The following is a 25,960-nucleotide window of genomic DNA, read 5'->3' as shown; positions in this document are numbered from 1 at the left end:
GCAACGGACCATTCACCAAGGCGCCACCACCCGACGGCTCACCCCATTTCCGCCGTGTTCCGGTTGCGATATCTTCACCATCCGGTGCGGAGGTGGGCCGCACAGTGACAGAATCGATCCCGACGCCTCGGAGTAGGCGCGGGTCCGGGCAGAATGGTACTTGGGGCAGATGGGGATTAGACGGCCAGATTCGATGATCCGGACGGCGCGCGGCGCCGTTGCGGCGGCCTCGTGCCTTGTCCTCGCAAATTGTGCCTCGTCGAACCAGTTCGCCAGCCGGGTCGATCCCAAGTACGGCGTGTCGTCGAGCCCGCGTGTGGTGGCGCTCGGTGACCCCGTGCCGAAGGGCGGCGGTACCTACCGCATCGGCAAACCCTATGTCGTCGCCGGCCGCACCTATGTACCGGAGGAGAACGAGAACTATCGCGCCGAGGGCATGGCGTCCTGGTATGGCGATGATTTCCATGGCCGCCTGACCGCCAATGGCGAGGTGTTCGACATGGGCTCGCTCACGGCCGCCCATCCGACCTTGCCGATGCCGAGCTACGCGCGCGTCACCAATCTGAGCAACGGGAAGTCGCTGGTGGTGCGCGTCAATGATCGCGGCCCGTACCACGGCAATCGCCTCATAGACGTCTCGAACAAGGCCGCCGAACTGCTTGATTTCAAAGGCAATGGCGTTGCGCGCGTCCGCGTCGAATATGTCGGCCGGGCGCCGCTCGAAGGCTCCGACGACCGCCAGCTGATGGCGACCCTGCGCACCGGTACGCCGGCGCCGTCCCCATCGATGGTCCGGGTCGCCTCCGCCCGGCCGTTCGTGCCCGAGATGTCGTCCTCGTCGGGCCGGGTGCGCGGCGACGTCCCGTTGCCGGAGGGGCGGCCCTACAGCCTCGGCAACACCCAGGCCGACTATGCCTCGGTCAACGCCACCTCGGAAATGTCGGCCTCGAGCCGGTCGCACCGCCGCGTGCCGAACAATCCGCGCGAAGTCTCCTACGAGGGTGACGCGCGCTACGCCGCGGCCCCGAGCCCGGCGGCGGCCTATGTGCCGATCGACGCACGTGGACCGGCCGAAGTCCTGAGCGGGCGCGGCCTCTATTGAATCAAGCCGTTGCGAATCAGGCTCTTGGCCTGATCATTTCAGAAATGCGATCAGCGCCGCGTTGACCTCGTCCGGGCGCTCCTGCTGGATCCAGTGGCCGGCGCCCTCGATGATCAGCTTCTGCCGCAGGTTCGGCAGCACGCGCTCCATGTCCGCCACCCGCTTGGCACCGATCAGCCCGGTAATCACCGAATCGTTCGAGCCGGCGATGAACAGCGACGGCTGATGGATCTGCGCGTCCTGCCAGGGCGCGGTCAGCTCCCAATTGCGATCGAGATTGCGGTACCAGTTGAGGCCACCGCGGAAGCCGGATTGGCGGTAGCCTTCGGCGAATTCGGCGATATCGGCCTCAGTCAACCAGGCCGGCAGCGGCATTCCGGCCGGCAGCTTGCCGAGGAAGCCCTTGGCCTCGTCGACGAACATCGAGCTCGGATCGGAGACGCCGCGCCCGAGCACCAGCCGCATGGTGTGGGCGATGTCGCGCTCGAACTCCGCCTCTGCCACGCCTGATGGCTGGAAGTATTGCCAATAGAAATTGGTGATGCCGCCCTCGCGCAGGGTTTCCAGCGGACGGCCGCGGCCACGGAACGGTGGCGGCACGCTGAGGCCGGCGACCTTGGTGAAGATGTCAGGGCGGAACAGGGCCGCGTGCCAGGCGACCGGCGCGCCCCAATCGTGACCGACGATCATCGCCTGCTGCTCGCCGAGCGCGGCCACCAGCCCGACCATGTCGCCCACGGTATCGAAGATCGTGTAGGCGCCGACATCGGCCGGCGCGGTGGTCCGGCCGAAGCCGCGCATGTCGGGGGCAACGACCCGAAAGCCCGCCGCGGCGAGCGCTGCGATCTGGTGCCGCCACGAATAGGACAGCTCCGGCCAGCCATGGCAGAGCACGACCAGTGGGCCTTGCCCGGCGTCGCGCACGAACATGTCGATGCCGTTGGCGGAAATGGTGCGGGAGGATGGCATTCGCGTTTCCGCCTTGTTTGCCGGTTCTGCTGTCGTTAGCTGGTTCCAAGGATACGGGCGTTCAGCGCAGCCGGCAATCCAGCCGGTCGTGTACAAGCGGCGAAACCTCAGTTGTTTGCGATACTTCCAGCTGTTAGAACGCAGTCTTTCAGGACATCGCCGATGGCATCCGAGACCGCAATTCCCCGCACGTTGTTCGCTCGCGCCGGGCGTTGCTGGCGTGGCCTGGTCGCGGTCGCGGTCGTGCTGGCGATCGGCTGCGGCGGGGTGGTCTATGCCGCCAACAACAGCGTCCAGGGCGCCAAGAAGGAAGAGGGCGGGTTCGACGGCGATGCGCCGACCGCGATCCTGGTCGAGGCATCCTCGGGCAGCGTGCTGTTCGAGAAGAACGCTGACGAGCTCCGCGCGCCCTCCAGCATGATGAAGCTGATGACGGCCGAGGTGGTGTTCGACGCCATCAAGAAGGGCGACATCAAGCTGTCAGACGAGTACCGGATCAGCGAGAACGCCTGGCGGCGGGGCGGGGCGCCGTCCGGGACCTCCACGATGTTCGCGGCGATCAACAGCAAGGTCTCGGTCGACGACCTCCTGCACGGTGCGATCATCCCGAGCGGCAACGATGCCTGCATCGCGCTCGCCGAAGGCATCGCCGGCAACGAGCATACCTTTGCGACCGACTTCATGACCAAGCGCGCCCGCGAGCTCGGCATGACGAAGTCGACCTTCGGCAATTCCAACGGGCTGCCGGACCCGACCAACAAGATGACAGTGCGGGAACTCGCCGTGCTGGCGCGCCACATCATCCTGACCTACCCGGACCGCTACAAGCTGTTCGGCGAGAAGGAATTCACCTGGAACAAGATCCGCCAGCAGAACCGCAACCCGCTGCTGAACGCTTTGCCCGGCGCCGACGGCCTGAAGACCGGCTACACCAAGGAAGGCGGCTACGGCATGGTTGGCTCGGCCGTGCAGAACGACACAAGGCTGATCGTCGTGGTCAACGGTCTCGAGGATTCCGAAGACCGCGCGACCGAAGCCAAGAAGATGCTGGAATGGGGGTTCCGCAGCTTCGAGACCCGGGTCCTGATCGCGGCCAACCAGCCGGTCGGCTACGCCCGGGTGTTCGGCGGCGAGAGCCGTTCGGTCAAGCTGGTCAGCCCCGATCCGATCAAGGTGATGGTGTCGAAGAACGGCAACGACAAGCTGCTCGCGCGCGTCGTCTATAATGGTCCGGTCAAGGCACCGATCACCGCCGGCCAGCAGATCGGTGTCGTCCGGGTCTGGCGCGGCGGCAATGTCGCGGTGGAAACTCCGGTGTTCGCGGCGGATGCCGTCGGCACGGGATCGACGATGCGCCGTGCGCTCGACGGCGTCCAGGAGCTCGTCATCGGAATGTTCCGCGCAGGGGTCGAGAAGCTCTGACATGGCGGAAGCAGCAGTCCAACGGCCGAGCTTGCGCGGTCGCTTCATCACCTTTGAGGGCGGCGAGGGCTCGGGGAAATCGACCCAGATCCGCAAGCTCGCCGAACGGCTCGATGTCGCCAAGCTGCGCGCGATCGTGACCCGCGAGCCCGGCGGTTCGCCCGGGGCGGAGATCATACGTCACCTCGTGCTGTCGGGGATGGGCAAGCTGCTCGGGCCGGAAGCCGAGACACTGCTATTTGCCGCCGCGCGCGACGACCACGTCCGCACCGTGATCCTGCCGGCGCTTAACCAGGGCATCTGGGTGCTGTGCGATCGCTTCTTCGATTCCACGCGTGCCTATCAGGGCCAGCTCGGGCAGGTGTCGCCCGGCCTCGTCAATGCCATGCAGCGCGTCACCATCGGCGATCTCAAGCCCGACCTGACTTTCATCCTCGATGTGCCGGTCGAAGTCGGACTGCAACGCGCCGCCCTGCGCCGCGGCAATGCCACAGCGGATCGCTTCGAGGCCGAGGGCATCAAGTTCCATCAGGATTTGCGTGACGCCTACCAAAAGATCGCGGCGGACGATCCACAGCGCTGCGTGCTGATCGACGCCACGGCCGATCCGGACACGGTCGCGGCGAGGATATGGGCCGCGCTGCGCGAGCATCTGCGCACAACACTCACGGCAGATACTCCCGCATGAGCGCACGCAAGGTCGAACAGGAGAACCCCGCTCGCCACCCGCGCGAAACCCCCGATCTGTTCGGGCATCGTGAGGCGGAGACCGCCTTGCTCGACGCCTATCGCAGCGGGCGAATTCCGCATGCCTGGCTGATCGGCGGCGCACAGGGCATCGGCAAGGCGACGCTGGCCTACCGCATGGCGCGGTTCGTGCTGGCGTTCCGCAATCCGAAGTCGTCCCAGGTGCAGGCGGCGCCGACGCTGCGGGTCGATCCGTCCGACCCGGTGGCGCGCCAGATCACCGCCGGTGCGCATGGCGGGCTCTTGGTGCTGGAGCGTGGCCTCAACGACCGCGGCGTGATGCGCACCGTGATCACGGTCGACGAGACGCGCGAGACGATCTCGTTCTTCGGCTCGACCGCGGCGGTCGACGGCTGGCGCGTCTGCATCGTCGACACCGTCGATGAGCTCAACCCCAATGCCGCGAATGCGCTGCTGAAAATCCTCGAGGAGCCGCCGCAGCAGTCGCTGTTCCTGCTGGTCAGCCACGCGCCGTCACGGGTGCTGCCGACCATTCTATCCCGCTGCCGCAAATTGCTGCTGCGGCCGCTGGAGACGGGCGATGTGGTGCGCGCGGCCACGGCTGCAACCGGCATCGAGGCCGACGATCCCGCGCTGGCGGAAGCTGCGGCAGCGTCCGAGGGCAGCGTCGGGCGGGCGCTATCGCTGCTCGGCGGCGACGCGCTCAAGCTGCAGCAACGCACGGCCGCGCTGCTGGCAACGCTTCCGAGCGTCGATCCACGCGAGCTGCACGCACTGGGCGATGCGCTCGGCACCAGCGACCGCGTCGCGCTTGCCGCTTTCATCGACGGCATCGATCGCTGGATGAGCGAGCGCATGCGAACCGGCGACGCCAATGCCAATCTGCCGCGCCTTGCACGGCTGGCGGAGGTATGGGAAAAGATCGTCCGCGCCGCGCGCGATACCGAAGCCTACAATCTGGAGCGCAAGCCGCTGGTTTTCTCGGTGTTTTCGATGCTCGCGGACGCGACCCGATAGACGCCTCGTCTTACAACACATCCGTCTGAAAACACCTGTCTGACAACACTCCCGACAATCTCGTTTCGATCTGCAAAGGATTCCGTGGTGGCGACCGCTAACAAGAAATCGTCGAAAAAGGCCAAGAAGACGAAGAAGGCATCGCCCGCCCGCGCGACCAGCAAAGCCACGGCGAAGTCGCGCGCTGCCAAGACCAAGAAGAGTGGGCGCGTCACCAAGAAGGCGAAGAAAGCCGCAAAGGCCAAGACAGGAGCCAAGAAGTCGGCTGCGAAAAAGGTCGCCAAAAAGGCCGTCAAGAAGGCTGCGAAGAAGACGGCCAGGAAGACCGCCACCAAGCCCACCAAGGCTCCGCCGAAGAAGGCAGCCGCAGCGGCCGTGGCTCCGGCTGCAAGGAAGCCCGCTGCGCCGAAAGCTCCAGCGGCCGAGAAGGCCCCGAAGACGGCAACGGTCCGCGCGCCCATGCAACCCAAACCCGCAGCCAAGGCTGCTGCGCGCGCGTCGGTCCCGGCACCTGCCGCGGACCGCGGCAACGTCTACTACATCACGACCGCGATCGCGTATCCGAACGGCCAGCCGCATATCGGCCACGCCTATGAGGCGATCGCGACCGACGCACTGGCGCGCTTCCAGCGGCTCGACGGCAAGGACGTATTCTTCCTGACCGGCACCGACGAGCACGGACAGAAAATGATCCAGACCGCGGCCGGCGAGGGGATGACGCCGTACGATCTCGCCACCCGCAACGCGGCGCGGTTCAAGGAAATGGACGAGCGGCTCAATGTCTCGTTCGACCGTTTCATCCGCACCTCGGAACCCGCTCACCACAAGTCCGTGCAGGAAATCTGGCGCCGCATGCAGGACAATGGCGACATCTATATCGACGCCTATGCCGGCTGGTATTCGGTGCGCGACGAGGCCTACTACGCCGAGGATGAGACCACCGTCGGCGAGGACAATGTCCGCCGCGGCCCGCAGGGCACGCCGGTCGAATGGGTCGAGGAGAAGAGCTATTTCTTCAAGCTCTCGGCCTACCAGGACAGGCTCTTGCACCTCTATGAGAGCCAACCCGATTTCATCGGCCCGGATTCGCGCCGCAACGAGGTGATGAGCTTCGTGCGGGGCGGGCTGAAGGACCTCTCGATCTCGCGCACCACCTTCGACTGGGGCGTCAAGGTCCCCAACGATCCCGAGCACGTGATGTATGTCTGGGTCGATGCGCTGACCAACTACATCACCGGCGTCGGCTATCCCGACGAGAGCGACAAGCACTGGCGCTACTGGCCGGCCGATGTGCACATCATCGGCAAGGATATCATCCGCTTCCACGCGGTGTACTGGCCGGCCTTCCTGATGTCGGCCGGCATCCCCTTGCAGCGGCGCGTCTATGCGCATGGCTTCCTGTTCAACAGGGGCGAGAAGATGTCGAAGTCGGTCGGCAACGTTGTCGATCCCTTCAATCTGGCCAACCAGTACGGCGTCGACCAGGTGCGCTATTTCTTCCTGCGCGAAGTGCCGTTCGGCCAGGACGGCAACTACAACCACGAGGCCATCGTCGCGCGCATCAATGCCGACCTCGCCAACGATTTCGGCAATCTCGCGCAGCGTTCGCTGTCGATGATCGCCAAGCAACTCGGCGGCGTGCTGCCGGAGCCCGGCGAGTTCAGCGACACCGACAAGGCGATCCTGGCGCAAGCCGACGCCATGCTGGAGACGTCGCGGACCGCGATGGCGACGCAGCAGATCCATCAATGGCTCAACACGGTCTGGGCCGTGGTCGCCGAAGCCAACCGCTACTTTGCCGGCGAGGCGCCGTGGGCGTTGGCGAAGACCGATCCGGCCCGCCAGAAGACGGTGCTCTATGTCACCGCCGAAGTCGTGCGCCAGATCGCGATCATGGCGCAGGCCGTGATGCCGGAATCCTGCGGCAAGATGCTCGACAGCCTCGGCATATCAGCGGATGCGCGCAGCTTCGCGGCGATCGCCGAGCGGATCAAGCCGGGCACGGTTCTGCCGGCGCCGGTCGGCGTGTTTCCGCGCTATGTGGAACCGAAGACCGAGTGAGCGGTTCGAAAGTCATGCTGGTCGACAGTCACTGCCATCTCGATTTCCCTGATTTCGCCGACGATCTCGACGGGATCGTCGGGCGCGCCGAAGCGGCCGGCATCGGCCGCATGGTCACGATCTCGACCCGGGTGAGGCGGCTCGGCGGCCTGCTTGCGATCACAGAGCGGTTTCCCGACGTCTACTGCTCGGTCGGCACCCATCCGCATCATGCCGACGAAGAGGACGGCATTCCGGCCAGCGAATTGATCGAACTGACCAAGCATCCGAAGGTCGTGGCGCTCGGCGAAGCGGGGCTCGACTATTTCTATGAGCATGGTTCGCGCGAGGCCCAGGAACGCGGCTTTCGCGCGCACATCGCTGCGGCCCGCGAAACCGGCCTGCCGCTCGTCATCCACACCAGGGAGGCCGACGAGGATTGCGGCCGCATCCTGGAGGATGAGGTCGCGAAGGGGCCGTTCAAGGCCGTCCTGCACTGCTACACCGGTGGCCGCGAACTGGCGATGAAGGCAATTGCGCTTGGGCTGTCGATCTCGTTCACGGGCATCCTGACCTTCAAGAAGTCCGACACCCTGCGCGCGCTGGCCGCGGAGCTGCCGGCCGACCGCATCATGGTCGAGACCGATGCGCCGTATCTTGCGCCCGGAAAATTCCGCGGCAAGCGCAACGAGCCGTCCTACGTCGTCGAGGTCGCCAAGATGCTCGCCGAAACCCGCGGCGTCTCGCTCGAGGAGATCTCGCGGCAGACCACTGAAAACTTCTTCCGGCTGTTCTCCAAGGTGCCGGCGCCGAAGGTTGCTGCATGACGCTGACACTGACCATTCTGGGCTGCGGCTCATCCGCCGGCGTGCCGCGCCCGGCGCTCGGCTGGGGCGCCTGCGATCCCAACAATCCCAAGAACCGCCGCCGCCGCTGCTCGATCATGGCCGAGCGCACCATGGAGCACGGCACCACGCGGGTCGTGATCGATACGTCGCCCGATCTGCGCGAGCAGCTGATCGACGGCGACGTCGAGCATATCGACGCGGTGTTCCTGACCCATGAGCATGCCGACCAGACCCACGGCATCGACGATCTGCGCTCGGTGGTGCTGCATCAGCGCCGTCGCATCCCGGTCTACTTCAACCAGTCGACCGCCAAGGACATCATGGCGCGGTTCTCCTATTGCTTCATCTCGCCGGAAGGCAGCGACTATCCGCCGATCCTGACCCGGCATTCGATCGAGGCCGGCGAGAGCCACACGGTGCCGGGGAAGGGCGGTCCGCTGAAGCTCGAGGCCTTCCTGGTGCAGCATGGACGGATTCCTGCGCTCGGCTACCGCATCGGCGACGCCGCCTACACGCCCGATCTGCACGACATTCCCGCGGAGAGCTGGCCGGCGCTGGAAGGTCTCGATCTCTGGATCGTCGACGGCCTGCGCTATGCGCCGCATCCCAGCCATTTCAGCGTTGCGGACGCGCTGTCGTGGATCGAGCGCTTCAAGCCGAAGCGCGCGGTCATCACCAACATGCATTCCGACCTCGACTACGAGGTGCTGCGGCAGAGCCTGCCGGCCGGCGTGATCCCGGCCTATGACGGCATGCGCCTGACGCTCGATCGGGCAGGCTGAAACCTCGACAACCATGAGCTGGCGGGATCACGCGCGTCCATCAGGTCGCACGTGGTTCCGATCGCCAAACTGACCGCGCTCGATCGCATTCGGGCATTGACCTTTTGCGTGTTTTCGATATCGTTATGATCATAACAATATCGGGAGGCCTCGATGGCGGAAGCTGTGGCAGTGCGGGACTACACCGATCGCACGCGATATGACGCGCTGATGGATGTCGTGAAGAACCGCCTGACGACCCGAGCGTTCGATTCCAGCTACGCGATGCCGCCGGAGCATTACGACATGATCCTGGAAGCTGCGCGGCACGCGCCGTCGGGCGCCAATGCCCAGCCCTGGCACTTCATTGCCGTCACCGATCAGGATCTGAAGAACCGGATCACCGAGTATTTCCGCGAGGAGCAGGTCGCCCGCGCCCGGCTCAAGATGAAGTTTCCAACCCCCGATTATCGCGGCCTCGCGTCGGCCCCCGGCTTCATCGTCGTCGCCAGCGATTTCCGCTGGGTCAAGGCGTTTCCCGTGCTCAACGACGGCTCCGAGCTCGACAAGATGTACAAGGAGAATGCCGAGCGCATCCTGCTGCAGAGCGTGGCGGCGGCGACGATGTCGGCGCATCTCGCGGCGGCCGCGCTCGGCTACAACGTCTGGTGGGTGACCGCGATCGGGCAGGAGAAGGCGCAGCAGGCGATGAAGCCGCTGCTCGGCATCCCCGAGGAATTGTCCGTGCTCGACATCATGTGCTTCGGTCCGCCGGCCAAGCCGCCGTACAAGCGCTGGAAGAAGAGCCTGGCTGACATCAGCAACTGGAACAGGTTCGATGACCAGCACTTCATGACCGAATCCCAGATCGATGAATGGGTTTCGACCACGCGCCACAAGGTGATGTACCGGGATGCCGAGAACGTCGACTAAAGCGGACGCGCCGGTCAGGCGCGTTGCGTCGGACTACCGGCTGGAGGACCAGGTCGGCTTCCTGCTGCGCAAGGCGTATCAGCGCGCTTCGTCCAACCTGGTCGACCGGATCGGATCCTACGACCTGACGGCCCCGCAATATGCGACCTTGGCCCGGCTCTATGAGCGCGGAGCGCTGTCGCAGAACCTGCTCGGCCGGCTGGTCGCGATGGAGCCGGCCAATATCCGCGACGTCGTGCTGCGGCTGAAGAAGCGCCGCCTGGTCGCGACCCGGCGCGATGCGACCGACAAGCGGCTGATCCTGATCGATCTGACCACAGCCGGCGTGGCGCTGGTCGAGCAGCTGATCCCGATCGAGATCGAATGCACCGCGACGACGCTCGCGCCGCTCAAGGCCGACCAGAGGCGACTGCTGTACGAATTGCTCGGCCGCCTTGCGGAAGGCTGAGCCAGCCGCTCAGGCCGAAATCGCCTTGGCCGATCCGACCTCGTTGCGCAGCAGGAATTTCTGGATCTTGCCGGTCGAGGTCTTCGGGATCACGCCGAACACCACTGACTTCGGGGTCTTGAAGCCCGGCATATGCTCGCGGCAATAGGCGATGATCTCGGCTTCGGTTGCCTTGGCGCCGTCCTTCAGTTCGAGGAAGGCGCAGGGCACTTCGCCCCATTTCGGATCGGGCTTGGCGACGACAGCGGCAAACAGCACGGCCGGGTGCTTGTAGAGGATGTCCTCGACCTCGACCGAGGAGACGTTCTCGCCGCCGGAGATGATGATGTCCTTGGAGCGGTCCTTGATGATGACGTAGCCGTGCTCGTCGAGCACGCCGAGATCGCCGGTGTGAAACCAGCCGCCGGCGAAGGCTTCCTGCGTCGCCTTCTCGTTCTTCAGATAACCCTTCATCACGATATTGCCACGGAACATGACCTCGCCGATGGTCTCGCCGTCGCGCGGCACTTCGCGCATGGTCTCGGGATCGAGCACGGTGACGTCTTCCTGCAACGGATAGGCCACGCCCTGACGCCGCTTCAGCTGCGCGCGCGCATCGGCGGACAGCTCGTCCCAGCCCGGCTGCTCGGCGCAAACGGAGGCGGGGCCGTAGACTTCGGTCAGGCCGTAGACATGGGTCAGCTTGATGCCGATGCGCTCGGCGCCTTCGAGCACGGCAACCGGCGGCGCCGCGCCCGCGATCAGGCCGACGACGGGCTTCGCCTTGCCGCCCTTCGGTGCATCGGGCGCGTTGATCAGCGTGTTGTAGACGATCGGCGCGCCGCACATGTGGGTGACGCCGTGTTTCGGGATCAATTCGAAGATCTTGGCCGGATCGACCTTGCGCAGGCAGACATTGACGCCGGCGGTCGCCGCAATCGTCCAGGGAAAGCACCAGCCGTTGCAGTGAAACATCGGCAGCGTCCAGAGATAGACCGGATGCTGGCCGAGATTGCCGGCGAGGATGTTGCTGACGGCGTTGAGATAGGCGCCACGGTGATGGGTGACGACGCCCTTCGGATTGCCCGTCGTGCCCGACGTATAGCTCAGCGCGATCGCATTCCATTCGTCGGCCGGCGGCCGCTCCACGAATGCGGGATCACCTGAGGCGACCGCCGCCTCATACTCGATCTCGCCGATCCGCTTGCCGCCGGCGAAGGCTGTATCATCGACGTCGATCACGAACGGCTTTGCGCCCTTCATCAGTGTCAGGGCTTCCGCGATCACGCCGGAGAATTCGGGGTCGACGAGGACGATCCTGGCGCCGCCATGATCGAGCTGGAACGCGATCGATTCCGCATCGAGGCGAATGTTCAGCGCGTTCAGCACCGCGCCGGTCATCGGCACCGCGAAGTGCAGCTCGTTCATCGCCGGGATGTTCGGCAGCATCGCGGCCACCGTGTCGCCATGGCCGATGCCATGGCCGGCGAGATAGGACGCGAAGCGCTTGCAGCGCTCAAAGGTCTGTTTCCAGGTGCAGCTGCGGCCCTCATAGACCGCGCTGACGTGGTCGGGATAGACCGCGGCCGAGCGCGCCAGGAAGCTCAGCGGCGTCAGCGGCACGTAGTTGGCGGGCGTCTTGTCGAGCCCGATCGAGTACTGGTTTTGAGCTGCACTCATGGCTCTATCCCATCCGCAAGGTGCCTTAAAGGAAACCGATCGATATCCAGGGGAAGATGGCGACAATGATCAGGCCGATCAACAGCGCCAGCATATAGCCCCAGATCGGCCGGATACCCTCGGCCGGATCGACGCGCCCGATGGCGCAGGCGGCATAATAGCCGACGCCGAACGGCGGCGCGAACAATCCGATGCCCATCGCCAGGATGATGATCATGGCATAGTGCACCTCGTGGACGCCGACCTGGCGCGCAATCGGAAACAGCAGCGGCCCGAACAGCACGATGGCCGGAATGCCTTCGAGCACGCTGCCGAGGACCACGAAGGCCAGGATCGAGACGGCGATGAAGGTCGCCGAGCCGCCCGGCAGCCCGGTCATCGACGCTGCCAGCGCCCGCGAGAAACCGGACTGGGTCAGGCCCCAGGCCATGCCGGTCGCGGTGCCGATGATGAACAGGATCGCGCCCGACAGGCACGCCGTGTCGATCAGCATTGGCACCAGCCGCCGCCAGTTGAACTTGCGGTAGATCAACAGGCCGATGGCGAAGGCGTAGACGATGCCGATGGTCGAGACTTCGGTGGCCGTGGCGATGCCTTCGACCACGGCGTAACGGATCACGAAAGGAAGGGCCAACGCGGGCAGCGCGAACACCAACGCCTTGCCGATCTCGCTGCCCGTGGCGCGCTGGACGTGGCTCAAGTCTTCGCCGCGGTAGCGCCACCACACCAGCCCCGACAGCGTGATTGCCAGCACGACGCCCGGCAGCAGGCCGCCGGTGAACAGCGCCGAGATTGAGACGCCGGTGACCGAGCCGATCGTGATCAGCACGAGGCTCGGCGGAATGGTCTCGGTCTGCGCGCCGGTGGCGGCGAGCAGGGCGACCAGATCGCCCGGCTTGGCGCCGCGATCCTTCATTTCCGGGAACAGCACGGGTGCGACGGCGGCCATGTCGGCGGCCTTCGATCCGGAGATGCCGGACACCAGGTACATGGCGCCGACCAGCACGTAATGCAGGCCGCCGCGGACGTGCCCGAGCAGGCTCGCCAGGAACGCGACCATCGCGCGCGCCATGCCGGTCATTTCGATCAGGAGGCCGAGGAAGACGAACAGCGGCACCGACAGCAGGATGAGGTGGCTCATGCCCTCGTCCATCCGGCCGACCAGCACCATCAGCGGCGTCCGCGTGGTCAGCGCCAGATAGCCGAAGATCGCCATGCCGAAGGCAAAGCCGATCGGCACGCCGGCGAACACGCAGAAGCCGACCACGCCGACGAAGAAGATGATCAGATTGAGGTTGCCGAGCGGCCGCAACATCGGCTGCGCCAGCCAGAACACGCCGATCAGCGCGACGACCGTCAGCGCCGCCAGCAGGAAGGTTTTGAAGTCGCCGACCCGCGCCAGCCGCAGCAGCGCGAACAGCCCCATCAGGCAGGTGCCGACCGGCAGCGCCGCCGCGCGCCAGGTGTTGGAAATCTGCAGCGCCGGCGTGGTGATGAAGCTTTCCTCGTAGGCGTATTCGTAGGCCGGCCGCACGATCAGGATCAGGAACGCCAGCGCCGCGCAGGTCGCGACCACGTCCAGGTAGCCCCACAGCCGGGGTCCGGCGCTCGCGACCAGCGCCGTCATCCGCATGTGCTCGCCGCGGCGGAACGCGACCGCGGATCCGAGCATCGCAAGCCACAGGAACAGGATCGACGCCAGCTCGTCGGACCAGATCAGCGGCGCGTGGAGCACGTAACGCGACACCACGCCGGCGAACAGGATGACGACCTCGGCGACCACAAGGATCGCCGCCGGGATTTCGACCAGCCATCCGAGCGCAGCCTCGATGGAACCGAGAACAGAGCGGCGGCGAGGGGGCTGTGACGCCGCCTCGCCGGCCACGGCCGGCGTCATCTCGACATGAGCCATGGCAATCCTCCTGGCACGCCTCCCGCTTGATCGATCAGGACAGTTTGCCGACAGACTTCTCGAGCAGATCCCAGGCCTTCTCGCCGTACTTGCCCTTCCACTCGGCATAGAAGCCGGCGGCGCGCAGCTTGTCGCGGAACGGCCCGACCTCGGGCTGGTTGAACACGAGGCCCTTGCCCGTGAGCTCCTGCTTCACGGTGGCATTGAGCTTCTCGGTGTCCTCGCGCTCCTTGACGGCGGCTGCGTTGACGTTCTTGGCAACGATGGTCTTGATATCGTCCGGCAGCGCCGCCCAGGCCCGGCGGTTCATCAGGAACCAGAAGCCGTCCCACATGTGGTTGGTCATCGAGCAGTACTTCTGCACCTCGTACAGCTTCGCCGCCGAGATCAGCGCCAGCGGGTTTTCCTGGCCTTCGACGATCTTGGTCTGCAGCGCCGAATAGACCTCGCTGAAATTGATCGAGGCGGGCGACGCATCGAACGCCTTGAACATCGAGGTCCACAGCGGCGACACCGGCACGCGGATCTTGAAGCCCTTGAGATCATCAGGACCGTTGATCGGCTTGGTCGACGACGTGGTCTGGCGGAAGCCGTTGTCCCAGATCTTGTCCATGACCTCGAGGCCGGCCTTGTTGATCTCGCCGCGCACATAGGCGCCGAGCTCGCCATCCATGGCCTTCCAGACCGTGGGATAGTCCGGGAATGCGAAGCCGATGCCGTTGATCGAGGCTGCCGGCACCAGGGTCGCCAGGATCAGGCCGGACAGCGTGAAGAACTCGACGCCGCCGGAACGCACCTGGCTCAGCATGTCCGTATCGGAGCCGAGCTGGCTGTTCGGGAATACCTGTAGGTCAAACCGGCCGTTGGTCTCGGTCTTGATCGCCGCAGCCATCTCCCGGGCGCGCGCCACGAACGGATGCGACTCCGGCAGGTTGTTGGCGAACTTGTACGAGAACTCAGCCGACTGGGCGCGCGCAACATACGGTGCGCCAATTCCGCCCAGGACGGCGGAAGCGGCGGAGACCTTCAGCAGCGTGCGTCGTGAAAAGCTCATTGGGTTTGCTCCCTCGAGAGGCTTGTTGTTGTTCTGAGATGCCATCCTATACGGACCTGATGCCGCGGGGTCACCAGCGATCTCTGCACAGCTGGCGCTTATTGCAGCGTCCGTACGCCGCGGCAATATCGGCTTTAAGACGAGATGCATGTGTGCGGATCAGCGTGGCGGTTGGATCAACCGAACGAACGGTCGGAGCGGCTCGGGACGGTCGCAGACTTCTCGGGACGGTCGCAGACTTACAGACGGCTGCGAAGATTTCCCACTAAATATCTGATCTAATTGTAGATATAAATATTCCATAATATACCTTATGCGAATTACGGATATGGGCGACCGTATCGCTTGACGCCGAGGCCTCGTCCCCGATCGACTTAGGCACCGACGTGTTTGGGTTCGGCCACAGGCCTTAAGCACTCGGCCTTTTTCCGGATGCATCTGCGTTTAAAACGGCACTGCTGCCCGGGCACGGTAGGTCCAGATGTGGGTGCCCGATCCGATGCCACCGAGTTCGCCGCCCACAGCAATTGCGGCGCCGCTCGCAAATCGTGCTGCGAGGCCGGCAGTCCCCCGCGCCGACCAGCCGTCGAGTAGCGGCGTCGAGGCCAGCGGCAGTGCACCCGCCGCCACGATCGCGGCCGCATCGTCGCGCGTGAAATAATAGTCGCCGTAAAGGCCTGCATAGGGTGCGAGCGCAACGGTGTCGCTCCAGGCAAACGGATAGGCCAGCTTCATGCCGGCGGAGGCACGGCCGGTGGCGAAGTCACGATTGCCCTGTTGCGTCCCCAAGGAGTCGGTGTAGGCATTCTCGTGTTCCCACAGCGCATAGATTTTTGCCGACGGCTCGAAGTCGAACCCATAAGCCTGGTAGTTACCCGTCAACCCGCTCGACACCATCCAGCGACGGCCGTCGAAATTGCCCTGCGCCGTTCCTGCCGTGCCGTCATAGCCGATGCCGGAATATGCCACCGCCGCATCGAAGCGGATCGCCGGCGACAGCTTCCAGCCGAGATAGGAGCCGACCGTCCAGCCATTGCCCTTCAGCTTGCCGTTGATGTCGCTCGACGTGTAATCGAACGTCTCGTAGCCGCCGACCACGCCGACCAGGAACGACGGCGTCAGCTTGCGGGTCAGCCCGAGCAGCGCGTTGACCTGCGAGCCATAAAGCGGCGCTTCCCCGTTGCCTATGGTCGAGCCCCAGCGGTCGATGCCGGAGCCCCTTACGTCCGCCCACAACAGCCACTCCTTCGGCGTACGCGCCGTCAGCGGCGGCGCTTTTGTTGCCATGGTGTTGCGATTGATCGCGGCGAAGGCGTCGTCGACACGTGAGGGGTTGCGCTGGTTGCCTGCGTAGCCGCGCGCATCATTCGATGAAGCGCCATCGCGGCCGAAGGTACCGTTCCAGCGGTCGGACACCACCCTCTCGCCGTCTGTCGCGCTCACCTGGTCCGGATCGGCCGAGAAGTTGAAGCGCAATCCGGTGCCGCTCGGCGTCACCAGGCTGCCGCCGTCGCCGAAGCCGTCGGCGATCGCGTTGTCGATCGAGCCGGCGATCGCCTGCCCTGAATTCTGCGCCACCACTTTGGTGACCACCACCTGCATTTGCCGCAGCTTCACGCTGTCGGCCGGGATCGCCACCGTCTGCGTCAACGCGCTCGACGTGCTCGCGGCAAAGCCCGTCGCGCCGCCATAGCTCGCGGTGATGCTGTGGGTGCCTGCGGCCAGCGACGCGGTGGCGAAGGTGGCAACGCCGCCTGCCAATAAACCGGTGCCGATCGCGGCGCCGCCGTCGCGGAAGGTCACGGTGCCGGTCGGCGTGCCGCCCGCGCTTGCCACGGTCGCGGTGAAGGTCACCGCCTGCCCCGGCGCGCTCGGATTGGCGGACGACGCAAGCGATGCCGTGGTCGCCGTTGTCAAGTTGACCGTCTGCGTCAGCGCGGGTGACGTGCTGCCGGAAAAATTGCTGTCGCCATTGTAGGTCGCGGTGATGGCATGCGGACCGCCGGTCAGCGCGCTGGTTGCAAGCATGGCGACCCCGCCGCCGTTGAGCGTGCCGGTGCCGAGCGTCGCCGCGCCTTCCCTGAACGTCACCGTGCCGGTCGGCGTGCCGGCCGCGGCGGTTACCGTCGCCGTGAACGTAACACCCTGCCCCGACGCGCTCGGATTGAGCGACGATACGATCGCAGCGGACGTTGTCTGCAAGCTGATAGAGTTCGTCGCGCTGCCGGACGCAGATGTTGCGTTGGTGGCGCTGGCGGTCGCCGTGTTGACCATGGTGGTACCCGCGACAACCCGGGCGACAATCGAGAAATTATAAGTGCCTGGCGCTGCGGATGCGATCGAGCAATTGACTGTGCCGGCGGCACCCACCGCCGGCGTCGTGCAGAGCCAGCCTCCCGGCGGGGTCGCGCCGACGAAGGTCAGACCGGTCGGCAGGCTATCGGACAGGGACAGGCCGGTCGCCGTGCCTGCGCTGACGGTGACGGCGGCTGAATAGGTGATGTTGCCGCCGGCCGTTACGGTGGCCGGCGATCCCGACATCGCAACCGCAAGGGTTGGCGTCGGAGGCGCGACTGTGAGGCTGAAGGTCGCGGTCGCTGTCGCGCCGGTGGCGTCGGTCACCGTCACCGTATAGGTCGTGGCCGAACTTGCGACCGTCGGCGTGCCGGTGACCGCGCCGGTGCCCGACGCCATGCTCAACCCTGTCGGCAAGCTCGGTGAGACGCTATAGGTGAGCGGCGCCGCGCCGCCGGAGCCGGAGACAGGCGTAAAAGACGTTGCCGCGTGGTTCTGCGTCAGTATCGTCGAGGCGATCGCCTGGGTTGCCGTCACGGCGCCGTTGACCGTGAGGCTGAAGGTCGCGGTCGCCGTCGCGCTGTTGGCGTCGGTCACCGTCACCGTATAGGTCGTGGCCGAGCTTGCGACCGTCGGCGTGCCGGTGATCGCGCCGGTGCCCGACGCCATGCTCAACCCTGTCGGCAAGCTCGGTGAGACGCTATAGGTGAGCGGCGCCGCGCCGCCGGAGCCGATGACCGGCGTAAAAGACGTTGCCGCGTGGTTCTGCGTCAGTATCGTCGAGGTGATCGCCTGGGTTGCCGTCGGCGGCGCGAGGGGCGTGACCGAATTGGACGCGGCGGAGGCGCTGCCGGTCCCGACGCTATTGGTTGCCGTCACCGTGAACGTATAGGCCGTTCCGTTGCTCAGCCCTGTCACCGTAATCGGCGAAGCACTGCCCGTGGCGGTCGCGCCGCCGGGCGTCGACGTCACCGTATAGCCGATGATCGCCGGTCCGCCGTTGGACGGCGGCGCAGTGAAGCTCACCTGCGCCTGGGTATTGCCGGCTGTCGCAGTGCCGATCACCGGCGCGTTGGGCACGGTCACGTTACTAATAGTGAGGAAGGTTTGGATGGTGAAGGAGGCGTTGGTGGGCGTGCTGCTGTCGGTGCCGCTCACCATAAAGAAGAATGTGCCACCGCGGGTCGGCGTGCCGGTGATTGCGCCGTTGCTGGCGAGGCTGAGGCCGTCCGGCAGCGCTCCGAATGCGATTGTGAAACTATAGGGCGGCTGACCGCCGAGTCCCATCAGCGACTGGTTATAGGCGCTCCCGACTGTACCCGGCGTCAAGACCGACGGACCGCCCGTGATCATCGGCGCCGAGACGATGATCGAGACCGTGGCAGGAGCGGATGTGCCGGTACCATCGGTCGCGGTGTAGGTGAAGCTGTCCGCGCCGAAAAAACCTGGCGCCGGCGTATAGGAAATGCCGGTGCCGGATGCCGTCGCCGTCCCGTGCGCTGCCGCCGTCGCGACAGCCACCGAGGCGGGCGCGCCGCCGCTGAGATTCAACGTGATCGGATTTGCCGAACTGTCATAGGCGACCGTGGCGCTGACCGGCCCAGCCGCCACGGCCGCGAATGCCGACGACGATTGAACGAAGTAAAGCAAGGCAACAAGCAGAGCGATTGCGAAGGACTTCGATCGCGCCAAACTCGAAACGGCCAGCATGGGTATCAGGTCCTTCTCATCGCCAAGAAGGTACGCGCCATGGGCAGCGCCGATCTGCGGGTCGCAAAATAACCGGAAAAATTGAGCTTCGATGCGCGCGCCGGCCGCGCATCGGACATGGCCGCCAACCCCTGCGTAAGGCTCTTAGCAGCCGCTGCTACCGCTATTCCCAGAAACCTGTCGAGATTGCATTTCCATCTCGAATCCAAATTCGGGATCACGAAAACGCCCCTACTCGCGCCAACCACTCCCAAATCCCCAAGCCACCTCTGCTGAACGAATACGGCGGCTTTGTTCCCGCGTAAATGGCGCGACAGGACAAACTCGCGTATCCCAAAAGAAAATCTTGAAGTGTGGCTCGTTTTGGATACTCGCGTTGAGCGACGGGCGAAGCTCGGCTGCGACACCTGTCAGCGCCCCCTGAAGCGCGGCTTGACCGTCAGCCTGGTCATCGCCACCGAAATCGGAGGCTGCGCGGCGACCTTGGCCGCGAACGCCATTGCGGCCTCGTAGGATTTGCCCTGGCCACGGAGTTGGGCGATATCCTTGCGACGTCTGCGACACGCCGGTGTCGGTCATAGCCGCAGGTGAAGACGCTGCCGAAGATGGCGAAGGCGGCGCAATCGAAAGATTTGCAGAAGGCTTTCACCAAGCATCTGCGCGAACAGCCGGATCGCGGTGAACGGCCGCCTGCTCGGATGCGAGCGCATCCTCGGCCTGCCGTTGCCTAGGCCGGGAGCACGATCACCTTCGTTTTGAGCGGCGTTCGCGAATAGAGGTCGATCATGTCCTGGCTGAGGAGGCCGGTACAGCCGCTCGTAATGCCGTTCCCGATCGTTTCGGGGTCGCTGGTGCTATAGATCGTGTAAAGTGTGTACGCCCCGTTTTGATAGAGGTAGAGCACGCGGGCACCGAGTGGATTGTCGAGACCTCCCGGCATGCCGCGAGCATATTTGCCTGCCTCCGGCTGGCGCGCGATCATCTCCTTGGGTGGCGTCCAGATAGGCCATTCGGCTTTGCGCCCGACATAAGCCTCCCCGCTCCACCGGAATCCATCGCGGCCGACATTGGCGCCATAGCGGGTCGCGTTTCCCTCACCTTCGATGCGGTAAACATAGTACTTGCTCGGATCGATGATGATCGTACCGGGTGCCTCGTCGCTGTCGTAGCGCACTGTCTTGCGAAAATATTGCGGTTTGACCTTGCTTACATCGACCGCAGGGATCGGGAATTTCTCGTCAGGTACGGGCCCGTAGACTTTCTCAGCCTCGGCCAGGCTCATGTAGTCGGATGCACAACCGGCCAGGCCCAGTGCTGCAAGACCGGCAGCGGAGCCGAATAGAAACGCCCGGCGGTTGAGACACGGCGAACGAGGCCTGGACAGAGCGCCCTTGCCCATCGCGCCGGCAATTCCACGGTCCATGATCATGATTTCGGGTTTTCCGAGCTTTTCCAGAAGGCACGACAATCTTATGTCGGGGAACCACCCCGTTACGACACCCTTATGGAGGATTTCGCGCTTTTTTATGAAGGGAAACTTTCAAGAAAAAGCTAAGGAATTCCGTTCTGTGTGTCGGTCTTATGCGGGGATTCAACAACCCCCGAAGGCTTTGCCTGATAGTCTGCCCCGACTCAACGACACCAGTTCGAGGCTTGGAGACCGATGGCCCGACGTACCGGCAGCGCCGATCTGCCTCTCCATGGTGGCCGTGTGCCGCCATGGCTGGCGGAGCGCATGACGACGCTGGGTGCCATCATCACCCAGGCCGTGGTCCATCATTACGGCCGTGACGCGTTCCTGCAGCGGCTCTCGCATCCGTTCTGGTTCCAGTCGTTCGGCGCCGTGATGGGCATGGACTGGCATTCGTCGGGCATCACCACGAGCGTCATCGGCGCGCTCAAGCGCGGGCTCGCGCCGCTGCAGGACGAGCTCGGCATCTACGTTTGCGGCGGCCGCGGCAAGCATTCGCGGCGCACACCGGACGAATTGTCGGCGTTGGGCGACCGGACCGGCTTCGACGGCGTTGCCCTCACCCGCGCCAGCCGTCTGGTCGCCAAGGTCGACAGCGCCGCGGTTCAGGACGGTTTCGAGCTCTATCTGCACGGCTTCTTCGTCACCACGGACGGCAAATGGACCGTGGTCCAGCAAGGCATGAACGATCACAAGCGGCAGGCCCGACGCTACCACTGGCATTCCGAGGGGCTGCGCAGCTTCGTCGACGAGCCGCACAGCGCGATCGACGGTCCATCGCAGGGCGAGATCGTCAATCTCACCGACCACCGCGCCGACGCCTCGCGCCAGGCTCAGCTCGATCTGCTTGCTGCGCTCGGCCCGGATGGCGTCGCGCGTGAATATGCCGAGCTGACCGAGAAGGTGGCGGCGCAGGGCGATCTTTTGCACCTGATCATGCCTGCGCATCACGATGTGCGCTCGAGCGATGTCTTCATCCGCCGCCTGCACGGCACCCTCGCCGCCGCAGCGGAACGCGGGCCGCTGGATTTCCCCGAACTGCTGCTCACGCCCGGCGTCGGCGCCCGCACCGTGGAGTCGCTCGCCATGGTCGCCGAGGTCGTCCACGGGACGCCGTACCGTTTCCGCGATCCGGCACGTTTCTCGCTCGCGCATGGCGGCAAGGACCGGCATCCGTTTCCAGTGCCGATCAAGGTCTATGACGAGACCATCGGCGTGCTGAAATCGGCGGTGCAGCAGGCGAAGCTCGGCCGCGACGAGGAGCTGCAGGCGCTGAAGCGGCTGGATGACCAGGCCCGCAGGCTCGAGCTGACCGCAACCGGGCCGTCCTTCGATGCTTACGTCGCCAACGAGCGCGCGCGCTCGCCTGACCTCGACGGCCGCTCGGTGTTCGGCTGGGAGGCCGACCTCGCCGGCCGCGACCGCATCACCAAACGCTAAAGCATGATGAGATTAGGCTGAACTGGAACGGCGTCGAACGTTCACCTCTCCCGTTGGGAGAGGTCGATTTGCGGGTCCTAACCGGCTACATAGGTAACAGAATAGACCGGCGACATGGGTAACAGGTCAACTGATCGGCAAGGAGGAGCTTGCCGATGGGGTGGATGGAGACCTGTGCTGTGGATGAGCGGATGCGGTTTGTGGTTGCGGCGCAAAAGCACGAGGAGTCATTTGCGGCGGTGTGTCGGCGGTTCGGAGTGAGCCGTCGGGTGGGCTACAAATGGCTTGCACGGTTCGAGGAAGAAGGCGCGGCCGGACTGTTCGATCGTCCGCGAGCTCCTCTGCATCGTCCGCAAAGCGTTGCGGAGGAGATCGCCGAGCGCTGCCTTGAGGTGCGTCGGGCGCATCCGACCTGGGGGCCGATCAAGGTGCTGGCCTTTCTTGAACGGAAGTCACCTCGGACGGCATGGCCTGCGGCAAGCACGATCGGCGAGCTGTTCGATCGTGAGGGCCTGACGGTGAAGCGCAAGCTGCGCCGGCGTAGCCCGCCCTCGAGCGCGCCCTTTGCCGGTTGCGATGCAGCCAACGATACCTGGTGCATCGACTTCAAGGGCTGGTTCCTGACCGGGGACGGCATGCGCTGCGAGCCGCTGACGATCACCGATGCCTACAGCCGCTACCTGCTGCGCTGCCAGGTTCTGGCGCGCACCGACACGGATCATGTCTGGCCGGTGCTGGACGCGGCGTTCCGCGAGTTTGGGTTGCCGCATTACATGCGCTCGGACAACGGCTCGCCGTTTGCCTCGCGCGGCGCCGGAGGATTGTCGCGGCTGTCGGTCAAGCTGATCAAAGCCGGCGTGACGCCAGAGCGCATTGCACCGGGCAAACCTCAGCAGAACGGCCGCCATGAACGCATGCATCTGACCCTGCTGCAAGACGTTGCCAGTCCGCCGGCTCCCACCATGCGCGAGCAGCTCAAGCGCTTGCACAGCTTCCAGCATCTCTACAACCAAGAACGTCCGCACCAATCGCTCGACAACGCCACGCCAGCCGACCGTTACCAAGCCTCCTCGCGCCGCTTCCACGGTGTCTTGCGCGAGCCGGAATACGCTGACGATCAGGAGGTCCGCTCGGTCCGGCAGAACGGAGAGATCAAGTGGCTGGGCAACACGATCTACATCAGCGAAGCGCTGATCGGTGAGCCCGTCGGCCTGGCCGAGGACCAAGACGGCTGGACCGTCAGCTATGGCCCGATCGTGCTCGGCACGATCGCTCGCCGCGGTGACCAACTCCGCAGGCCGAGACGCAAAGCAAGAGGCTGTGGACTTGAGGACAACGCTGCGCGTTGCCCTCAGGGTCCACAGCCTCAACAACAACAGACCTGAACGAAACGAGAATTGTGTTACCCATGTCGTCGGTCTGAACTGTTACCCATGTTGCCGGTTGCTCATGCGCAGCAAATCGGGTGAGGGGTTACGGTCTATCGAGAGAGCAAGAGCCCTCACCCGGATTGCTTCGCAATCCGACCTCTCCCCACGGGGAGAGGTGAACCGAAAGCGCGGCAAGCCGATTCAACCAAAACTCATCCCTCTCTAGGCGTACCTGTCAGCGTCCCCTGAAGCGCGGCTTGCGCCGTCCGAGGAACGCCGCGACGCCTTCCTTATGGTCGTCGGTCAGGCTCGCCAGCGCGAACTGGTCGAGATCCATGTGGCTGGCGAGATCGTCGAGCGCATGCGCCAGCCGGTTGACCGTCAGCTTGGTCATCGCCACCGAAATCGGCGGCTGCGCGGCGACCTTGGCCGCGAACGCCATCGCGGCCTCGTAGGATTTGCCCGAATCAACCACCTGCTCCACCAGGCCCCATTCGTAAGCCTCGTCGGCCGAGATCCGGTCGTCGGCCAGGATCACGGCCTGCTTGGTGCGCGCCGGCCCCATCAAATGCAGCATGCGCGGCACGCTCTGCCAGCTCATGTTCATGCCGAGCGCGATCTCCGGCACGCGCAGATGCGCATCGCGCGCCATGATGCGGAAATCCAGCGCGACCGCGAGCGCCACGCCGCCGCCGACGCAAAAGCCCTCGATCGCGCCGATCGTGACTTGCTCCATCTCCTGCCAGGCGCGCGTCAGCCGCGGCCCGAGCTTCAGGTGACGGCGCAGCGTGCCCATATCCATGGTCTGCCTCGAGCGCCCCTCGGCATCCTTGAGGTCGAAGCCGGCGCTGAACGATTTGGCGCCGCCGGTGAGCACCACCACCGAGGTTTCGCCATCGTCCTCGAAGCTGCGCGCCGCATCGGTCAGCTGCCGCAGCGCCTCCGGCGACAGCGCGTTGATACCGTCGCCACGGTCGAACCGCACCACGGCGATGCGTCCCTCCGGTCCGAGGCCCTTCTCGATCGTCACATCGTCAACCACGCATACCTCCCTGCTCGCATTGTTGTGTACTGCTTGCCTCGACATAGCATGGCCATTTCGCCTATTCTGTAGGCATGAGCGAACATGATCATCACCACCACGATCACGACCATTCCGAACTGTCGGAGACCGAGCTGCGCGTCCGCGCGCTGGAATCGATCCTGACCGAAAAGGGCTATGTCGAGGCTGCCGCGCTCGACGCCATCGTGCAGGCCTATGAGACGAAGATCGGCCCGCATAACGGCGCCCGGGTCGTCGCCAAGGCCTGGACCGATCCCGCCTTCAAGAAGGCGCTGCTCGAAGACGCCAGCAAGGCGGTCGGCACCCTCGGCCATGTCAGCCGGGTCGGCGACCATCTGGTCGCGATCGAGAACACGCCTGGCCGCCACAACATGGTCGTCTGCACTTTGTGCTCCTGTTACCCCTGGGAGATGCTCGGCCTGCCGCCGGTCTGGTACAAGGCCTCGCCGTATCGCTCGCGTGCGGTCAAGGATCCGCGCGGCGTGCTCGCCGATTTCGGCGTCAGCCTGCCGAAGGAGACGGAAATCCGGGTCTGGGACTCGACGGCTGAAACACGCTTCCTGGTGCTGCCGATGCGGCCCGCGGGCACCGAGGGGTGGAGTGAAGAGCAGCTCGCCGACCTCGTGACGCGCGATTCCATGATCGGCACCGGATTCCCGAAAACCCCGGGAGCACCGTCGTGAACGGGGTCCACGACATGGGCGGCATGGACGGGTTCGGCAAGGTCGAGCCCGAGCCCAACGAGCCGATGTTCCATCAGGAATGGGAATCGCGGGTGCTCGCCATGGTCCGCGCGATGGGCGCGGCGGGTGCGTTCAACATCGACGCATCGCGCTTCTATCGCGAGACCCTGCCCCCGCAGGTCTATCTGTCGAGTTCCTACTACAGGAAATGGCTGCTCGGGCTCGAGGCCCTGCTGCTCGACAAGGGCTATATCTCCAAGGACGACGTCGCAGCCGGACATTCCGTCGCGCCGGCGAAATCGCTCAAGCACGGCAAATTCTCCATGGCCGATGTCGAGCGCATCATGGTGCGCGGCAAGTTCGGCCGCGCCGCACCGGCGCCGGCGAAATTCAAGGCCGGCGATCGGGTGCGGGCGAAGAACATCCATCCCGCCACGCACACGCGGCTGCCGCGCTACGTTCGCGGTCATGTCGGAGTGGTCGAGCGCGATCACGGCTGTCACGTGTTTCCCGATACGGTGGCCAATGATGCCGGCGAGCATCCGCAATGGCTGTACACCGTCGTGTTCGATGGACGCGAATTGTGGGGACCGGACTCCGATCCGACCATCAAGGTCTCGATCGACGCGTTCGAGCCGTATCTGGAGGCGGTCTGATGGATACCGGCGCCGCCGCGCGCGCGACCAGCGCCGTGTCCAGCATTCCCCGCGATCAGGACGGCCCGGTGTTCCGTGCACCGTGGGAGGCGCAGGCGTTCGCCATGGCGTTGACGCTGCATGACCGCGGCGTGTTCACCTGGACCGAATGGGCGGCGGCGCTTGCCGATCAGATCAAGCGCGCGCAGGCAGCCGGCGATCCCGACACCGGCGAGACCTATTACCAGCATTGGCTTGCGACGCTCGAACACCTCGTGGCCGCCAAGGGCGTCACGACGAAGGACGCGCTGCACCGCTACCGCGATGCCTGGGACCACGCCGCCGACCGCACCCCGCACGGCCAGCCGATCGTGCTGACGGCGGCGGATTTCGAGTAGCGGCAGGCTCTTCGCATCGACG

At 65.1% G+C, this 25,960-nt stretch carries 20 protein-coding genes and 1 pseudogene; 14 read left to right on the top strand and 7 right to left on the bottom strand.

Going from position 1 to position 25,960, the window contains the following annotated elements; translation table 11 throughout:
- Window positions 1-169: 169 nt before the first annotated feature.
- Entirely contained in the window at window positions 170-1,102 is a 933-nt protein-coding gene (locus tag ACE10Z_RS24260; protein WP_375783018.1) for a septal ring lytic transglycosylase RlpA family protein, read from the top strand.
- Window positions 1,103-1,135: 33 nt separating this feature from the next.
- Here ACE10Z_RS24260 and ACE10Z_RS24255 read toward each other — a convergent pair whose 3' ends face one another.
- Window positions 1,136-2,071 (bottom strand): alpha/beta fold hydrolase, encoded by a 936-nt coding sequence (locus ACE10Z_RS24255; RefSeq protein WP_375783017.1) that lies wholly within the window; start codon window positions 2,069-2,071, stop codon window positions 1,136-1,138.
- Between the two features lie 162 nt (window positions 2,072-2,233).
- On the opposite strand from ACE10Z_RS24255, the gene ACE10Z_RS24250 reads away from it, so the two are divergent.
- The 8 genes from ACE10Z_RS24250 to ACE10Z_RS24215 all read left to right on the top strand — a co-directional run bounded on the left by ACE10Z_RS24250 (window position 2,234) and on the right by ACE10Z_RS24215 (window position 10,248).
- The gene (locus tag ACE10Z_RS24250; protein ID WP_375783016.1) at window positions 2,234-3,493 is read left to right on the top strand and encodes a D-alanyl-D-alanine carboxypeptidase family protein; all 1,260 of its coding nucleotides are present in this window, start codon (window positions 2,234-2,236) and stop codon (window positions 3,491-3,493) included.
- Window position 3,494: 1 nt separating this feature from the next.
- Window positions 3,495-4,181, top strand: coding sequence for a dTMP kinase (tmk, locus tag ACE10Z_RS24245; RefSeq protein WP_375783015.1), 687 nt, complete (start codon window positions 3,495-3,497; stop codon window positions 4,179-4,181).
- Window positions 4,178-5,218: a DNA polymerase III subunit delta' gene (locus ACE10Z_RS24240; protein ID WP_375783014.1), complete on the top strand. Its 1,041-nt coding sequence runs from the start codon at window positions 4,178-4,180 to the stop codon at window positions 5,216-5,218. Before tmk ends, ACE10Z_RS24240 begins: the two co-directional genes overlap by 4 nt.
- A gap of 87 nt (window positions 5,219-5,305) precedes the next feature.
- Complete coding sequence (metG, locus tag ACE10Z_RS24235; protein ID WP_375783013.1) at window positions 5,306-7,279, top strand: methionine--tRNA ligase; 1,974 nt, start codon at window positions 5,306-5,308, stop codon at window positions 7,277-7,279.
- A gap of 14 nt (window positions 7,280-7,293) precedes the next feature.
- Window positions 7,294-8,085, top strand: a complete 792-nt coding sequence (locus ACE10Z_RS24230) for a TatD family hydrolase (RefSeq protein WP_375789905.1) — start codon at window positions 7,294-7,296, stop codon at window positions 8,083-8,085.
- Window positions 8,082-8,888 carry an MBL fold metallo-hydrolase gene (locus tag ACE10Z_RS24225; RefSeq protein WP_375783012.1) on the top strand — a complete coding sequence of 269 codons (807 nt, stop codon included), beginning with the start codon at window positions 8,082-8,084 and terminating at the stop codon, window positions 8,886-8,888. Before ACE10Z_RS24230 ends, ACE10Z_RS24225 begins: the two co-directional genes overlap by 4 nt.
- 153 nt (window positions 8,889-9,041) lie before the next feature.
- On the top strand, window positions 9,042-9,800 hold the full coding sequence (locus tag ACE10Z_RS24220) for a nitroreductase family protein (RefSeq protein WP_375783011.1): 759 nt from the start codon (window positions 9,042-9,044) through the stop codon (window positions 9,798-9,800).
- On the top strand, window positions 9,781-10,248 hold the full coding sequence (locus ACE10Z_RS24215; RefSeq protein WP_375783010.1) for a MarR family winged helix-turn-helix transcriptional regulator: 468 nt from the start codon (window positions 9,781-9,783) through the stop codon (window positions 10,246-10,248). Before ACE10Z_RS24220 ends, ACE10Z_RS24215 begins: the two co-directional genes overlap by 20 nt.
- Window positions 10,249-10,257: 9 nt before the next feature.
- Here ACE10Z_RS24215 and ACE10Z_RS24210 read toward each other — a convergent pair whose 3' ends face one another.
- The 5 genes from ACE10Z_RS24210 to ACE10Z_RS24190 form a co-directional block, all read right to left on the bottom strand.
- On the bottom strand, window positions 10,258-11,907 hold the full coding sequence (locus ACE10Z_RS24210; RefSeq protein ID WP_375783009.1) for an acyl-CoA synthetase: 1,650 nt from the start codon (window positions 11,905-11,907) through the stop codon (window positions 10,258-10,260).
- Window positions 11,908-11,932: 25 nt separating this feature from the next.
- Complete coding sequence (locus tag ACE10Z_RS24205) at window positions 11,933-13,819, bottom strand: TRAP transporter large permease subunit (RefSeq protein WP_375783008.1); 1,887 nt, start codon at window positions 13,817-13,819, stop codon at window positions 11,933-11,935.
- Between the two features lie 34 nt (window positions 13,820-13,853).
- Window positions 13,854-14,873 (bottom strand): TRAP transporter substrate-binding protein, encoded by a 1,020-nt coding sequence (locus ACE10Z_RS24200; RefSeq protein ID WP_176531343.1) that lies wholly within the window; start codon window positions 14,871-14,873, stop codon window positions 13,854-13,856.
- A 444-nt stretch (window positions 14,874-15,317) separates the two neighbouring features.
- Entirely contained in the window at window positions 15,318-18,878 is a 3,561-nt protein-coding gene (locus ACE10Z_RS24195; RefSeq protein ID WP_375783007.1) for an Ig-like domain repeat protein, read from the bottom strand.
- A gap of 727 nt (window positions 18,879-19,605) precedes the next feature.
- Window positions 19,606-20,307: a L,D-transpeptidase gene (locus ACE10Z_RS24190; protein WP_375783006.1), complete on the bottom strand. Its 702-nt coding sequence runs from the start codon at window positions 20,305-20,307 to the stop codon at window positions 19,606-19,608.
- Window positions 20,308-20,541: 234 nt separating this feature from the next.
- On the opposite strand from ACE10Z_RS24190, the gene ACE10Z_RS24185 reads away from it, so the two are divergent.
- Both ACE10Z_RS24185 and ACE10Z_RS24180 read left to right on the top strand, forming a co-directional pair.
- Window positions 20,542-21,789, top strand: coding sequence for a DUF763 domain-containing protein (locus ACE10Z_RS24185; protein WP_375783005.1), 1,248 nt, complete (start codon window positions 20,542-20,544; stop codon window positions 21,787-21,789).
- Window positions 21,790-21,944: 155 nt separating this feature from the next.
- Window positions 21,945-23,060: pseudogene (locus tag ACE10Z_RS24180) on the top strand (integrase core domain-containing protein); the annotation flags it as partial.
- A gap of 334 nt (window positions 23,061-23,394) precedes the next feature.
- On the opposite strand, the gene ACE10Z_RS24175 reads toward ACE10Z_RS24180, so the two are convergent.
- Window positions 23,395-24,201, bottom strand: a complete 807-nt coding sequence (locus tag ACE10Z_RS24175) for an enoyl-CoA hydratase/isomerase family protein (protein WP_375783004.1) — start codon at window positions 24,199-24,201, stop codon at window positions 23,395-23,397.
- 74 nt (window positions 24,202-24,275) lie between these two features.
- On the opposite strand from ACE10Z_RS24175, the gene nthA reads away from it, so the two are divergent.
- From nthA to ACE10Z_RS24160, 3 genes are read left to right on the top strand one after another with little or no spacing between them, the layout of a single operon-like run.
- The gene (gene nthA / locus ACE10Z_RS24170) at window positions 24,276-24,905 is read left to right on the top strand and encodes a nitrile hydratase subunit alpha (protein WP_173643615.1); all 630 of its coding nucleotides are present in this window, start codon (window positions 24,276-24,278) and stop codon (window positions 24,903-24,905) included.
- A complete protein-coding gene (gene nthB, locus ACE10Z_RS24165; protein WP_375783003.1) occupies window positions 24,902-25,561 on the top strand; it encodes a nitrile hydratase subunit beta in 660 nt (219 codons plus the stop codon). Before nthA ends, nthB begins: the two co-directional genes overlap by 4 nt.
- Window positions 25,561-25,938 (top strand): nitrile hydratase accessory protein, encoded by a 378-nt coding sequence (locus tag ACE10Z_RS24160; protein WP_375783002.1) that lies wholly within the window; start codon window positions 25,561-25,563, stop codon window positions 25,936-25,938. The genes nthB and ACE10Z_RS24160 overlap by 1 nt, the downstream gene beginning before the upstream one ends.
- Window positions 25,939-25,960 lie beyond the last annotated feature (22 nt).

Origin of the sequence: Bradyrhizobium sp. Pha-3, assembly GCF_042258615.1 — a bacterium.
Taxonomy (GTDB): Bacteria; Pseudomonadota; Alphaproteobacteria; order Rhizobiales; family Xanthobacteraceae; genus Bradyrhizobium.
Note: the sequence above shows the minus strand (reverse complement) of the source record. Positions and strands in the feature narration are given on the sequence as shown.